Source organism: Mycobacterium sp. HUMS_12744610, assembly GCF_041206865.1.
GTDB classification, from domain to species: Bacteria; Actinomycetota; Actinomycetes; order Mycobacteriales; family Mycobacteriaceae; genus Mycobacterium; species Mycobacterium servetii.
The window spans coordinates 3,629,771-3,644,483 of the sequence record NZ_JBGEDP010000001.1 but is presented as its reverse complement, the minus strand read 5'-3'; the positions used below and the strand labels follow the sequence as shown (position 1 = coordinate 3,644,483).

Annotated in this window: 8 protein-coding genes and 1 pseudogene; 5 read left to right on the top strand and 4 right to left on the bottom strand. The window is 64.2% G+C overall.

From position 1 onward, the window contains the following. Nucleotides 1-58: 58 nt before the first annotated feature. From AB8998_RS17485 to AB8998_RS17475, 3 genes are all read right to left on the bottom strand, one after another. Nucleotides 59-2,977: an MMPL/RND family transporter gene (locus AB8998_RS17485; RefSeq protein ID WP_369739016.1), complete on the bottom strand. Its 2,919-nt coding sequence runs from the start codon at nt 2,975-2,977 to the stop codon at nt 59-61. A 146-nt stretch (nt 2,978-3,123) separates the two neighbouring features. Continuing rightward, nucleotides 3,124-6,012, bottom strand: a complete 2,889-nt coding sequence (locus AB8998_RS17480) for an MMPL/RND family transporter (protein WP_369739015.1) — start codon at nt 6,010-6,012, stop codon at nt 3,124-3,126. Next, nucleotides 6,009-6,434, bottom strand: a complete 426-nt coding sequence (locus AB8998_RS17475; RefSeq protein WP_369739014.1) for an MmpS family transport accessory protein — start codon at nt 6,432-6,434, stop codon at nt 6,009-6,011. Before AB8998_RS17475 ends, AB8998_RS17480 begins: the two co-directional genes overlap by 4 nt. A 529-nt stretch (nt 6,435-6,963) precedes the next feature. Between AB8998_RS17475 and AB8998_RS17470 the strand changes: the two are divergent. Beyond that, nucleotides 6,964-8,243 (top strand): annotated as a pseudogene (locus AB8998_RS17470) (glycosyltransferase). A gap of 3 nt (nt 8,244-8,246) precedes the next feature. Here AB8998_RS17470 and AB8998_RS17465 read toward each other — a convergent pair. Next, nucleotides 8,247-9,896, bottom strand: coding sequence for a GMC oxidoreductase (locus AB8998_RS17465; protein ID WP_369739013.1), 1,650 nt, complete (start codon nt 9,894-9,896; stop codon nt 8,247-8,249). A gap of 345 nt (nt 9,897-10,241) precedes the next feature. Between AB8998_RS17465 and AB8998_RS17460 the strand changes: the two genes are divergently transcribed. From AB8998_RS17460 to AB8998_RS17445, 4 genes are all read left to right on the top strand, one after another. Further along, a complete protein-coding gene (locus AB8998_RS17460; protein ID WP_369739011.1) occupies nt 10,242-11,726 on the top strand; it encodes a PE family protein in 1,485 nt (494 codons plus the stop codon). 480 nt (nt 11,727-12,206) lie between these two features. Further along, a complete protein-coding gene (locus AB8998_RS17455) occupies nt 12,207-13,139 on the top strand; it encodes an ATP-binding cassette domain-containing protein (protein ID WP_369739010.1) in 933 nt (310 codons plus the stop codon). A gap of 14 nt (nt 13,140-13,153) precedes the next feature. Then, nucleotides 13,154-13,897 carry an ABC transporter permease gene (locus AB8998_RS17450; protein WP_369739008.1) on the top strand — a complete coding sequence of 248 codons (744 nt, stop codon included), beginning with the start codon at nt 13,154-13,156 and terminating at the stop codon, nt 13,895-13,897. Then, complete coding sequence (locus tag AB8998_RS17445; RefSeq protein WP_369739007.1) at nt 13,894-14,685, top strand: ABC transporter permease; 792 nt, start codon at nt 13,894-13,896, stop codon at nt 14,683-14,685. Before AB8998_RS17450 ends, AB8998_RS17445 begins: the two co-directional genes overlap by 4 nt. Nucleotides 14,686-14,713: the final 28 nt, after the last annotated feature.

Below are 14,713 nucleotides of genomic sequence, written 5' to 3'. Positions count from 1 at the left end.
CCTATTTGTGCCGCCGGATCGCCAACGGCGCGAGACCCGCTGACGCACGAATTTCGACCTAGACGGACAGCCGCGGGAATTCGACGGTGGCCGCTTCGCCGTTCGCGGGCAAGTCCTCCTTGAGCAGCAGGGACCGCACCAGCGGACGCGGTCCCGTGGAGCGAAGCATGAAACTGGCCGGGCGCGGGCGCACCGTCTGCGGCCACCAGAACCAGCGTCCGAGCAACGCGGCGATGGACGGTGTCATGAACGAGCGCACGACCAAGGTGTCGAACATCAAGCCCAGGCCGATGGTGGTGCCGACCTGGCCGATGATGCGCAAATCGCTGAACACCATCGAGGCCATGGTGAAGGCGAACACCAGGCCCGCGTTCGTCACCACTTTCCCGGTTCCGCCCATGGCGCGGATGATGCCGGTGTGGATGCCGGCCGCGATTTCCTCTTTCATCCGCGATACCAGAAGCAGGTTGTAGTCCGATCCGACGGCCAACAGGACGATCACCGACATCGGCAGCACCATCCAGTGCAATTTGATGCCGAGCATGTACTGCCAGGCGAGCACCGACAACCCGAAAGATGCACCCAACGAAAGCAATACCGTCCCGACGATGACCAGGGCGGCCACGAAACTTCGCGTGAGGGCGAGCATGATGACGAAAATTAGGCAGAGCGCACCGACGAGCGCGATCCACAGGTCGTATCTGGCGCCATCGCGGAAATCTTTGTAGGTCGCGGCGGTGCCGGCGAGAGAGATCTTGGCACCCTCCAAAGGTGTTGTCTTGAGCGCTTCCTCGGCGGCCGACCTGATCCGGTCGATCCGCGCAATACCTTCCGGCGTCGCGGGATCGCCGCGATGCAAAATGATGAATCGCGCGGCCTTTCCGTCCGGGGAGACGAAGGAAGTCATCGCGCGCTTGAAGTCCTCGTTCTGGAAGACATCCGGAGGCAGATAGAAGGAATCATCGTTGTGGGCGTCGTCGAACGCCTGTCCCATCGCGGTGGTGTTCTGGCTCGCGTCGTCCATCTCGCCCAAGAAGCCGGACGTGGTGCTGTGGTTCGTCAGCAGGACGGTACGCGTGGCCTCCAGGATCGCGATCATCGGCGGGATCTGCGCGAGGATCTGCGGCAGCAGCTCGTCGATCTTCTCCGAGTCCTTCAGGATCTGGTGAGTTTTGTCGGCGAGCTCGTCGAGACCGTCGAGCGAATCGAATATGCTTCTCAGCGAATAACAAATGGGAATATCGTAGCAGTGCTTTTCCCAGTAGAAGTAACTTCGAATCGGCCTGAAGAAGTCCTCGAAATCGGAGAAATGGATCTCCGTCTCATCGACGATCTCAACCACTTCTTTAGTCAGAACGATGGTGTGGTGAGCGAGCGCAGTGAGCCGTTCCTGCAACGAGTAGAGGCGCTTCATCAACGCAATTTGTCTGGTCATCAGATCGGCCTGCTTGAGGAGGTCGTCCATGCTTCGTCTGATGAACGTCACGTTCTGTTGCATGACCGCGTTTTGCATGTTGATCAGAAACGGGATCGACGTGTGCTCGATCGGTGTCCCCTCGGGCCGGGTTATGCCCTGGACGCGGGAAATCCCGGGAACCCGGAAGATCGCCTTGGCGACTTTGTGCAGCACGAGGAAATCGGCCGGGTTGCGCATATCGTGATCCGTCCGGATCATCAAGATATCGGGCATCATTCGTGATTGGGAGAAATGCCGATTGGCGGCCGCAAATCCCAGGTTAGCTGGCAGGTCCTGGGGTAGATAGGCTCGGTCGTCGTAGCTCGTCTTGTAGCCCGGTAGGGTCACCAGCCCGATCAGCGCGACCGCCAGCGTCGCGGCGAGAATGGGCGCGGGCCAGCGGACGATCGCCGTGCCGACCCCCCGCCACCGGCGTTGTGCGATCTGGCGCTTGGGGTCGCACAGCCCGAAGCGACTTCCGATGGCCAGGATGGCCGGAACCAGCGTGATCGCGATCGCGACGGCGACGAGCATGCCCACGGCGCAGGGCACGCCGATGGTCTGGAAGATGGGCATCCGGGTGAAACTCAGGCACAACATCGCCCCGGCGATCGTCAATCCGGAACCCAAGACGACGGGAGTAACCCCGCGGTAGGTGGTGTAGTAGGCCGATTCGGTGTCTTCGCCGGCCTGGCGGGCCTCCTGATAACGGCCGACGAAGAAGATCCCGTAGTCGGTTCCGGCCGCCATCGAGAGCGTCACCAGGAGGTTGATGGCGAACGTCGAGAGCACGACGACGTTGTGGTCGGCGAGAAACGCGATGATTCCTCGGGCCGAGCCCACTTCGATCCCGACCCCGATCGACACCAGGACCGCGGTGGTGACCGAGCGGTAGACGATCAACAGCACGACGAAGATGATCACGGCGCCGATCAGGGCCATCTGCAGAAGCGATGCGTCGCCGCTGCGCTGCATGTCCGGAATGAGCGCCGCCGGGCCGGTGAGATGCACTTCGACGCCGTCGGGAGGCGGCGTCTGCTTCATGATCTTCCGGACCGACGCCACGGATTCCTGTGCCAGGGTGGTGCCCTGGTTGCCCGCCAGATTCAGTTGCACATAGGCAGCCTTGCCATCGGGGCTTTGCACACCCGCCGCCGTGAGTCGGTCTCCCCACATGTCCTGCACGTGTTCGACATGCCGCGGGTCGTTCCGCAATTCGCGGACCAGTTCGCGGTAATACGTGTGGGCGTCGTCCCCGAGTGGTTGCTTGCCCTCCAGGAGGATCATGGCGAAGCTGTCCGAATCGGATTCCTTGAAGGCCTTGCCCATCTCCATCATCGCCCGCACCGATGGCGCGTCTTGGGGGGCCAGCGGTACGGAGTGCTCTTCGCCGACCCGCTCCAACGGTGGAACCGCAAAGGTCACGGTGAGCGTGAGCGCCACCCAGGCCAGAACGATGAAAGGTGAAAGCGTGCGTATCGTCCGCGCCACGAAGGGCCGGCGAGGTTGCTCGGGGCTCATTTGGGCTGCCCCGGGCAGAAGACGGTACGGGCGCCCGCGCCGTGCACCTCGAAGCGGCAGCCACTGCTTTCGCTATAGCGTTGTGCCACGGTGCTCTCCACGGTTGCCGGTACGGTCCTGAACTCAAAATCCGCCATTGACTGCCGTCATCTCAGCAACAAGGCACGTACCAACGGGCGGGGCCCGGTGGGCCGAAGTAGGGTGCTGGCGGGGCGGGGGCGCACTTGCTGCGGCCACCAGAACCAGCGCCCGAGCAGCGCGGCGATGGACGGCGTCATGAACGCGCGCACGACCAGCGTGTCGAACAGCAAGCCCAGACCGATCGTGGTGCCCACCTGACCGATGACACGCAGGTCGCTGACCAGCATGGACGCCATGGTGAACGCGAACACCAGTCCCGCGTTCGTCACCACTTTGCCGGTGCCGCCCATGGCGCGGATGATGCCGGTGTTGATGCCGGCGCCTATTTCCTCTTTGATCCGGGCGACGAGCAGCAGATTGTAGTCGGACCCCACCGCCAAGAGGACGATCACCGCCATCACGAGCACTGACCAGTGTATTTGGATGCCGAGCAGATCCTGCCAGGCGAACACGGAGAGGCCGAAGGATGCGCCCAGCGACAGCAATACGGTACCGACGATCACCAGGGCGGCAACAAAGCTTCGCGTCATGATCAGCATGACGATGAAGATGAGGCAGAGCGCGGCCACACCGGCGATCATGAGGTCGTATGTGGACCCCTGGACCACGTCGCGCACACCCGCTGCGGTGCCGGAGAGATAGATTTTCGAGGCTTCCAGTGGAGTTCCCTTGAGCGCTTCCTCGGCCGCGCTTTTGATCGGATCGACGCGGGAAATGCCCTCGGGCGACGCGGGGTCGCCTTTTTGCAAGATGAGCATGCGGACGGTCTTCCCGTCCGGTGACAGGAAGATCTTCATGATTCGCTGGAAGTCTTTGTTCTTGAAGGCTTCCGGTGGCAGGTAGAACGAATCATCGTTTTGGGCGGTGTCGAACGCCCTTCCCATGGCGCTCGCATTGCCGTTGTCGTCGCTCATGTTCCCGAGGACTCCGGACATGGTGCTGTGCATGGTGAGTAGCATGGACCGCGAGCTCTCCATGATCGCGATCATTTCGGGAAACTGGGCGAGTATCTGCGGCAGCAGGACGTCGATCTGATTAAGGTCTCCCACAACCTTTCCCAGCTCATCGGTAACCGCGTCGACACCGTCGAGAGAATCGAATATGCTTCTCAGCGAAAGGCAGATCGGAATATCGTAGCAGTGCTTTTCCCAGTAGAAATAGCTGCGGATCGGCCTGAAGAAATCCTCGAAATCCGAAATATGGGCTCGCAACTCGTTCGTGAGGTCGTCTATGTCGCGCGTCGTGACGACCATGTCGTGCGTCGTGGTGACCATCTGCTTGGTCAGGGCATAGAGATGCCGCGTGATGCTGATCGCTTCCGCCAACATGTCGGCCTGCTTGACCATGTCCTTGAGGCGCGCTTTCTGAAAAAGCAGGAATTGCTGCTGGCCGGCGACTTGCATGCTCAGGAAATACGGTATCGACGTGTGCTTTATCGGGGTTCCCTCAGGGCGCGTCACCGCCTGAACCGACGAAATGCCCGGCACCGCGAGGACTGCCTTGGCGAGTTTCTCCAGCACCAGAAAATCGGCCGGATTGCGCAGGTCGTGATCGGTTTCGATCATCAGGACGTCGGGCGCCATCATCGCCGACGGGGGAAAGTGCCGCGCTGCCGCCTCATACCCCAAATTGGCGGGGATATTCTTGGGGATGTACTTCTGGTCGTTGTAGCTGGGTTTGTAGCCCGGCAGCGTCAGCAACCCGACGAGGGTGACCGCCAAGGTGGCGACCAGGATGGCGCCGGGCCATCGAACGATCGCCGTGCCCACCCGCCGCCACGCGCGGGGGTTGAATGTCCGCCTGGGCTCGAACAGGCCGAAACGGCTCCCGACGGTGAGGACTGCCGGGATCAGCGTGATCGCGACCGCGACGGCGACCAGTACACCGACCGCGCACGGGACGGCCAGCACGTAGAACGAGGGCAGCCGCGTGAAGATCAGGCAGAACAGTGCTCCGGCGATCGTCAGACCCGAGGCCACGACGACTTTGGTGACCCCGTGGTAGGTGGTGTAGTAGGCCGTTTCCCTGTCCTGGCCGGCCTGACGCGCCTCCTGATACCGGCCGACGAAAAATATTCCGTAGTCGGTTCCGGCCGCGATCACCAGCGATACCAACAAATTAACGGCGAAGGTGGTGAGACCGATAAACCCGTGATGGCCAAGAAATGCGACAATTCCTCGCGCCACTTGCAATTCTATGCCCACCACCAGCAACAGCAGAACTGTTGTGATGACCGACCGGTAGACGAGAAGCAACGTAATGAAGATCACCGCGACGCTTACCGCGGTGATCGTGGCGACCGTCCTGTCGCCACTGTGGCTCATGTCCGCATTGATCGCCGCGGGCCCGGTGACGTACGCTTTGACCCCCGGCGGGGCCGGCGTTCGCGCGACGATGCGCTGAACGGCGGCGATCGATTCGTTGTCCGTGGTCTGGCTCGAATTACCGGCGAGTACTACTTGAACATATGCGGCCTTTCCGTCCACGCTCTGCGCAGCGTGTCTGGTTAGTTCATCGCCCCAGAAATCCTGGACGTATGCCACATGTTTCGGATCGTCTTTTAATTGAGCGATCAAATGGTCGTAGTACCTGTGGGCGTCGTCGCCGAGGGGTTGCTGGCCCTCCAAAACGATCGTCGCCACGCCGCCGGAATTCTTTTGCCCGGTTTGGTCTGACGCCTTGAAGTCCTCATTCAGCCGCTGTGCTGCCCTGACGGACGGCGCATCCGTGGGATTCAGGGATACCGAATGCTCGCTCTCGACCTGCTCCAACGACGGGACGCAGACGATCAAGACACCGATGAACGCCAGCCACGCCAGGATGACGAGCACCGAAAATTTCCGGATGGTCCGCGCTACCAATGGTCGACTGTGGGATTGCTGACGGTTGGTCATGAGGCGTTCAGCGTGCAGGAGGTGAAGGCGCTTACTTCGTGCGTTGTCTTCTCGGCTTTGACCACGCCGTCCACCAGGATGCGACAGCCGATACTGTCGGTGTCACCCTGCGCAGCGACGCTTCTCATGCCCGTTGCCGCGGTTATCGCGAACTCGTATGACCACGGCAGGCTCACCCCCTCGACATGTTGCGCATCACCATTGGCGCCGAAATAGCTGATCAAAGCCACGGTCCCCGGTGGTCCGAAGACCTCATAGGTCAGGTGCTGGGGATTGTAGGGTTTGTTGTCGGCTCTGGTGTCGGCATAAGAGAGGCTCTTCTCGGAGCCGAAGAGCCCGTGCAGTCGCGACACAGTCAATCCGCCAACGGCGATCACCGCCAGGATGACCAGCGGGATCCACAGCCGCTTCAGGCCCCGCATAATCACAGACCCCGGATTTCGGCGATTCTTACCGGGGCCGACCTGTGCTGTAGGCGCACTCGACGGTTGGCGAGGACGTCGCAGCAGAACGCGCCGCGGGCCGTGGCGTTGGTCAGCGTTTTGGCCGCCCTCGACGGGGACATCGGGCCACGCCGGCTCGACATCGTGCACACTGCCCCAGACCACCGCACCACCCTAGCTGACACGAGTTTAATTACGGCTCCAAACCATACTGGTGGCCTACAGCGCCCGACCAGGATTTAAGGAACTTCTCAGGGTGGTGTCCCGACGCAGTCGGGGTCTCGGCGGCGACCGCGTCGGGGAAGCGCGCACACTCCCAAGACATTTGGCCGCCCAGCCGCTCACGCCACTGTCGCGCCAGACGTTGCCCCGACCCGGGTACGGTCACGCGTCGTTGCCATCGCCGTCAGGTACCGGGGTTATGCTGCGGTGCGGCTGAGCTGTGGACGCGGTCCGCCGCCTTCATTTCACAGAACGCGTACGGGGAGTGAAAGGCCGAGATCGCGCGATGAAATTTGTGCTCGCATTCTATGGAACTCGTGGCGATGTCGAGCCCGGCATCGCTGTCGGTCGGGAGTTGCTGCGCCGAGGGCACGACGTGTACATGGCCGTTCCGCCCGATTTGGTCGGCTTCGCCGAGTCGGTTGGGCTCGCAGCGACCGCTTACGGACCCGACATGCAGGCGTGGCTGGAATCGACGCGCAACTTCTGGGCGCGATTCTTCCGCAACTCCTGGAGAATCCAGGAGGTGAAGAAGCTGCTGCGCGAAGCTCGGGAGCCCGGCACCCAGCGCTGGGCGGAGATGAGCACGACGCTGACGGCGCTGGCCGATGGTGCCGACGTGTTGCTCACCGGCATGAGCTACCAGGAGCTAGCTCTCAACGTCGCCGAATATCGCGAGGTTCCATTGGCCACCCTGCTGTGGTTCCCGATACGGGCCAACGGTCACCTCGTTCCGTCCTGCCCGCCCCGTTGATCCGCTCGGCGATGACGGTCTACGAGCGGTTGGTGTGGCGGGGAGTGAAGAAGGTTCAGGACGCGCAGCGCCGTCAACTCGGCCTTCCAAAAGTGAAACATCCGGCGCCGCAACGCATCGCGGAACGCGGATCACTGGAGATCCAGGCCTACGACGAGGTGTGTTTTCCGGGGCTGGCGGACGAATGGGCGAAATGGAATGAGGGGAAGCCGCCGCGGCGGCCCTTCGTCGGCACGCTGACGATGGAGTTGGCGACCGGTGCCGATGACGACGTCGCATCGTGGATCGCCGCGGGTACGCCGCCGATTTGCTTCGGGTTCGGCAGCATACCGGTGGAATCTCCAGCCGATACGCTGGCCATGATCAGCGCCGCGTGTGCGCAACTGGGCGAGCGAGCGCTGGTTTGCGCCGGCTGGTCCGATTTCAGCAGCGCCGCCCACTCCGATCACGTCAAAGTGGTGGGTGCGGTGAACTACGCGGCGATCTTTCCCGCCTGCCGTGCCGTCGTCCACCACGGTGGCGCGGGCACCACGGCCGCAGGTTTGCGCGCCGGCGTGCCCACGTTGATCCTCTGGATGGCGGACGTTCAGCTGATATGGGGAGCTGCGATCAAACGGCTGAAGGTGGGTACCGCCCGGCGCTTTTCGAGCACCACCGAGAAATCGCTGGTCGCAGACCTGCGTCGGATCCTGGCCCCGCGATATGCGACCCGAGCCCGCGAAATCGCCACTCGAATGACCAGACCCGCCGAAAGTGTCGCCGCCGCGGCCGACCTCGTGGAAAATTTCGCTCGCCTCGAGCGTGTTGGCTGAGCGTCAGGTGGCGAAGTGGGCCTGGTTGATGTGCTCGGCCACCCGCAGGGCGTTGGCCGCAACGGTCAGGCTGGGGTTCAACCCGGTGCTGGAGGGAAAGAACGACGCATCGACGACATAAAGGTTGTCGACGTCGTGCGCCCGGTTCTGGGGATCCAGCACGCTGGTTTTGGGATCGGTGCCGAAGCGGCACGTGCCGCAGACGTGGCCCAGGGTCGAGTTGTTTGCGCCGGTCCGCAGCGTGAGGGTGCGAAACGGCTGCAACACCTCTTTTATCTGCCGCATGAACACCGCGCGGCGTTCGATCTCACTGGCATGCAACCGGTACCGAAGCCGCAGCCGTTGGCGGCCGTCCGCGCCGGGACGATCGCTGGGCTCGACCTGGTTGTCCAGATACGGCAGGTCTTCCATGATCGGGGCCAGCAGCAGTCCGCCGTTGAACAAGCGGTCGTAGATAGGCCGCACTGCCGGACTCATCAGGCGCAGCAACTTCGGCTGCCAGCCGGGTTGGTTGGTCAACATGTCCAGGGACGCCAGATTGGCCATCGCGCCGGCCGACTGCAGGGTGCCGTATTTCTGGCCCTCCCAGAAGTAAAAGTCGTTGAGCCCGATCTCCTTGTTCTCGGCCGTGATCTTGCAGCCGCGTTCTGGCCAGACCTCGATCCAGTCCATGAGATGGCGCATCAGGTTGCGCCCGACGTAGTCGGAGCCGTTGGCCAGTCCGCGTGGCCATTGCCCGGAGCGGGAGTTGAGTAGGAGCAGTGGGGTGGCCAGGGCGCCGGCGGCGAGCACCACCACTTTGGCTTTCAGTGCCAGCATGTCGTCGTGGTGTTGGGCGATCACCTGCTGGACCTGAGAGTGGTCGGCCTCGAGGCGGAGCACTCGGCATTCGTCGATCAGGTGGGCGCCGTGCTCGGTCACCGCGGGCAGCACGCCGTTGCGGCCGGCGTCGTTCTTGCACGACCGGGGACACAGATGGCCCTGGCAGGTGGCACAGCCGTCGGTGTAGTCACACGCCATGGGCAGGTGGTAGGGGTGCAGGCCGCGTCCGGTCAGGTAGTTGACCAGGGGCTGGTTGTCGGGGGAGAACGGGGGAGCGGCGGGCAGGTTGACGTGGGCGGCTTCGGGTCGCAGGGGATCGGGTGCGCCGCGCACCCCGAGCAGTTTTTCGGCCTGGGTGTACCAGGGGGCTAGCTGGTCGTAGGTGATCGGCCAGGTTTCGGGCACGGTCGAGTCGCCGGGATCCTTGAAGTTTTGGCGGGGGGTGAAGTCTTGGGTGAAGAAGCGTTCGCAGACCATGCCGTAGAGGGCCGAGGAGCCGCCGGTACCGGCACCGATGTACGGCACGAAGCGTTTGGGGAAGCGTCCGCTGATGTCTTCGATTTCGTCGGTGGAGCGTCCGGCGCGGACTAAGGCGTCGTAGTAGGTCGTTGCGGAGCGTGCCGCCTGGGGTTCGGCCAGTTCGGGCATGGCCGCGCGGATCGTGCCCGGTGTGCCGGGCAGGGTGGAGCGTCCTTTTTCGACGAACAGCACGCGTCGGCCCGAGCGGGCCAGCGAGTAGCCCAGCATGCCCCCACCCATGCCGGTGCCCACCACGATCACGTCCCACACGATGCGTTCGGCCTCGCGCGCGCTCAGATCGCCGTCAGCCAAAATAGAGCTCCTCAGCTGGGATGACGCCCCAATCCATTGCCCGGGTCTGGCGAATCGGGATCGTACCATCCGACGCCCCGCACAAACGCGCCGTAGTCACCGCCCCCGGTTCGGCTTGCCGCACCTCGGTTGTCCAGGCCGGTTCGCAAAAAGCGGCGGTGCGGTCCGGCCGGTGCTGTCCGGCGGGCGGAGACCGACTCCCGGTTTGTGCTACGCGCTTCGGTGGATAAGTACCGGAATGAGTCAAACTGATCAATTAGACCTCGATAACAATTCAACTTGTGTACTACACTGTCACGGTCCACAGCTTTATGTTGAGACCGGTCTCGCCATCGGAGCCCACGCATGTCTCCCTATGTGATCGCCACGCCGGACCTGTTGGCCGTCGCTTCGTCGGATTTGGCTGGGCTCCGGGAGACGATCATGGCCGCCACCGCGGCGGCGGCGCCTTCGACGACGTCGCTGATACCCCTGGCCGAGGACGATGTCTCGCAGGTGGTCTCAAGATTATTCGGCGCTTACGCGCAGGAGTTCCAGGCGCTGAATGCTGAGGCGATGCTGTTTCACCAGCAATTCCTCAACGCCTTGGATGCTGCCCGGGCACAGTATGCCTCCACAGAGGCGGCCGGCGTGGCGGGCTTGCAGGGCGTGTGGAACACGGTCAACGGCGAGATCCAGACGCTTACCGGTCGACCGCTGGTCGGCAACGGCGCCAACGGGGCGTCGGCCACAACCCCTGGGGGCGCGGGCCAGGCCGGCGGGAACGGCGGGTGGATCATTGGCAACGGCGGCAACGGCGGTAACGGCGCGAATGGCCCCAACGGCGGCAACGGTGGTGCCGGCGGGTCGGCGGGCCTGTGGGGCCACGGCGGTAACGGCGGCGCCGGTGGAGATGCCACAAGCGCAGGCGGGAACGGCGGCAACGGCGGGGCCGGCGGGGCCAATGGATGGCTCGGCGGCGGCAACGGCGGGATCGGCGGGAACGGCGGGAACGGCCTGTCCGCATCGCAGCCCGGCCAAAGCGGCGGGAACGGCGGCAACGGTGGGGGCGGTGGCTTCAACAGGGCGATCTTCTCGATGACCGGTGCCGGCGGGCACGGCGGCAACGGCGGCAACGGCGGCAACGGCCTCCCCGGAACGTCGAGCACCACGCCCGGGGCCGCCGGGATGGCCGGCGGGAACGGCGGCAACGGCGGTTACGGCGGGGCTGGTGGCGACAACGGGGCGCTGTTGGGGGGCACCGCCGGGGCGGGCGGCAACGCCGGCAACGGCGGCAACGGCGGTTACGGCGGCAACGGTGGTTCCGGTACGGGCTCGGCTGGGGGCGCGGGCGGGGCCGGCGGCAACGGCGGCTACTCCATCGGCGGGGCCAGCGGCCAATCCCTGTTCTTCAACTTCCTGGCTCACCCCGGTGCTGCGGGTCTTGGGGGTAACGGCGGAAACGGCGGAAACGGCGGTAGCGGCGCCGTCGGCGCCGAGGGCGCTTCCGGACACAACGGCTTCAGCGGGGGCGCCGGCGCTGCCGGTGGCTATGGCGGCTATGCCAGCGTCGGCGGCACCAACGGCAACGGCGGCAACGGAGGCGATGGCGGTAAAGGTGGGGCCGCTGGTACCGGCGGGCAGGCGGGTCAGGGCGGTTATGGCGCTCCGGGTGCACCGGCTGGCGATGGTCCGGGCGCCCCGGGCACCCCAGGTGTCGCTGGTACGCCGATACCGCCCGACCCGCCACCGTGGTGGTATGCATTGCTCCCGCCCCTTCCGCCGCCGCCGCCGCCCCCGCCGCCTCCGCTACCTCCGCTACCTCCGTTACCGCCCTATCCCTTGTTGTGACCCGCTCCGCCCGCGCCGGCACTGCGCGGGGGACGCCAGATCCTTGTGGATTGCTGCGGCGCGTCCCAAGGTTTTCCGCGATCTCGCTCTGTGACGGAGTCAGTGGTCAAAGAACCGCGTGTCGGTCGGGCGTCGTCAGGCCACCTGCCTCCAATGGGGCCCCTCGCGCGCTGGTGAATGTGCGGTGTGCATTTCTGGTCCTGCCCGAAATAGAAGCCGTTGGTTTTGGCGGTGATCGTTTAGCCGGATTTGTGGCCAGATCCCGAGATAGTCCAACAGTTGCCGTGTCAGGTTGCGTGCCAACGAGTCTTATCCCTCGGCAAGTCCGCGCGGCCATTGCCGGGAGTGATAATCGCGCAGCGCAACCGAGGCGACCACGCTGCCGGCCGCGAAGGGCGCGCAGGCCGAGGAGGCCACCGCGAAATCGTAGGAGCCGGTTTCTACTCAACACGCGTATAGCGGCGGGTATCGTCTGTGATCGTGATCGAACTAGACGGCGTAGCCAAGACGTTCGACGGGGCAATACACGCCCTGGACGACGTCAGCTTTTCCGTTCCGACGGGGTCGATATGCGCGCTGCTCGGTCATAACGGCGCCGGTAAGACGACCGCGATCAAGATCCTGTCAACATTGTTGCAGCCCACCTCCGGCCATGCGGTCGTGGCCGGGTTCGACGTCGTCCGCGACCCGGCACAGGTACGGGCAAGTATCGGGAGCATCGGCCAGTGGGCCGCGATCGATCTCGAGCTCACCGGCCGGGAGAATCTGGTGTTGTTCGGCCGGCTGCGGGGGTTGCGGCGCAAACACGCGCGGTTGCGGGCCGACGCCTTGATCGACCAGTTCGAGATGTCGCACGCCGCCGACCGGCCAGTGCGAACTTATTCGGGTGGCATGCGGCGTCGCATCGATATTGCCGCCGGACTGGTGGTTCTGCCGAAAGTGCTTTTCCTCGACGAGCCGACGACCGGGTTGGACCCGCGTAGTCGCCGTGACGTGTGGGACTTGGTGTCGTCGTTGTCAGCTCAGGGCGTCACAATCCTGCTCACCACGCAATATCTCGAGGAAGCCGACGTGCTCAGCGATTCGATCGTCGTCCTGAGCAATGGTCGCATCGTCGCCAACGGGACCGCTGAAGACCTCAAGCGCCGCGTGGGGTTGGGCTACTGCACCGTGAGCCCGGTGAATCCGGCCGATCTCGCCACGATTTTCACCGCGGTCGCCGATCTCGACGGCGCCGAAGCCGATTACGAGGCGAACACCGTCTCGGTGCGGTCGCCCGATGGTGTCGCGACGCTCGGTGAGGTGTTTCGCCGGGTGGACCAGCTCGGGGTTGAGCTCGCCGACATAGCGCTGCGTAAGCCGTCGCTGGACGAGGCGTTTCTGCACCTCACCGGGGAGGTCACCACGAAGTGACCGCGCTAGCTGCCTTGACCGAGCGTGTGGTGCGCGTCGCAATGCGTGACGATTTGCCGTTTGCGGTGCTGTCGCCCGTCGCCAGCCTGGTTGTCTTCAACTTCATGCTGAACAATGTGATCGACACCGGTGGAATGAGCTACCCGCAGTATGTGCTACCGGTCGTCATCGTCCAGGTGATATTCCTCGGTGCGCTGACGACCGTTGACCGGGCCGCCCGCGACGAGCGCGGCGACTTCGGGGATCGGCTTCGCACACTTCCCATATCCGCGGTGACGCCGATGATGGCCCGCATGGTGTATTGCCTCTTTCGGGGCGCTCTCGCTCTGCTCGCCGCGATCGCAGTCGGGTACGCGTTCGGCTTCCGATTGTTCGGCGGGTTCGGCTGCGCCGCGGGTTTCGCCGTTCTTACCCTGGCGTTGACGTTGGCGCTGTCGTTGGCGGCCGACGCAGCTGGGGTTCTTGCCGAGGCATCGCGGAGCAAGACAGCGAGCAGCGGAGGGCTCTCGCAGTTGCTTCTGGTGCCCCAAATGCTGCTGGTCATGCTGTCCACTGGGATGGCGCCGGTCGACTCGTTCCCCAACTGGCTCCATCCATTCGTGCGTAACCAGCCTGTCTCGCAAGTGACGCAAACCCTGCGCGGGTTCGCAGCCGGCCACGTAGTGGCCAGTAACTTAGCGACCAGCGTGGCATGGTGCCTCGCGTTGCTGGCGGTGTTCGGTGTCATTGCTGTGCGGGCACAGAGGCGGAAGCAATGACCGTCGACGCACCGTTGCGGAATTCGCTGGCCACCGAAAGTCTGGTATTTGCCGGTCGGCTCCTCACCGAGTGGCGGCGCCAGCCGGCGGTGCTGATCCAGGCCCTGGTGTTCCCAACCTTTCTGCTGATCACCTACAAATTGCTGGTCGGCAAATCGATCATGAGACTCACCGGCACGGACAGTCTGTATGGTTTGGTGCCCATGTGCGCCGTAGCCGGTGCGATGTTTGGGGCCGTTATAGCCGGACGCACCCTTCCTTTCGAACGCGACAGCGGCATGATCGGTCGATTGTGGGTGATGCCCGTGCACCGGGCGAGCGCGCTGACCGGTCGGCTCCTCGCCGAGGCTGCCCGCACGCTGGTGAGCACCGCATTGATCACCGCGGTCGGCGTTGGGCTCGGACTTCGGTTCAAAGGGGGCTGGCTCGCCGTGATTCCGTTCCTCTTGGTGCCCGTGCTGATAGTTCTCGTCTTCGCGATGGCGGTGATAGCGATCGCGGTACGGTCCAAGACCGGTGCTGTGCTCTCCTGGCTGGCGGTGCCATCCATCGGCTCGGTGTTCTCCAGCTCGGGCGTTGTTCCCGCTGAGAACCTGCCCTCGGCGGTGCGGCTAGAGATGCACCTGCAGCCGATGTGGCCGACGATTGAGTCCATGCGGGCACTCGCGCAGGGCGATCCCGCGCTGTGGCCGCTTTTGCTGACCGTGGTGTGGGCCCTGGGCCTGGCCGCAGTGATCGGACCGCTGGCCGTCCGCGGGTACCGCGCGGCAGCCGAATCCCCGCAGTGACACTTTTTCTACGCACCGGCATCCAAGG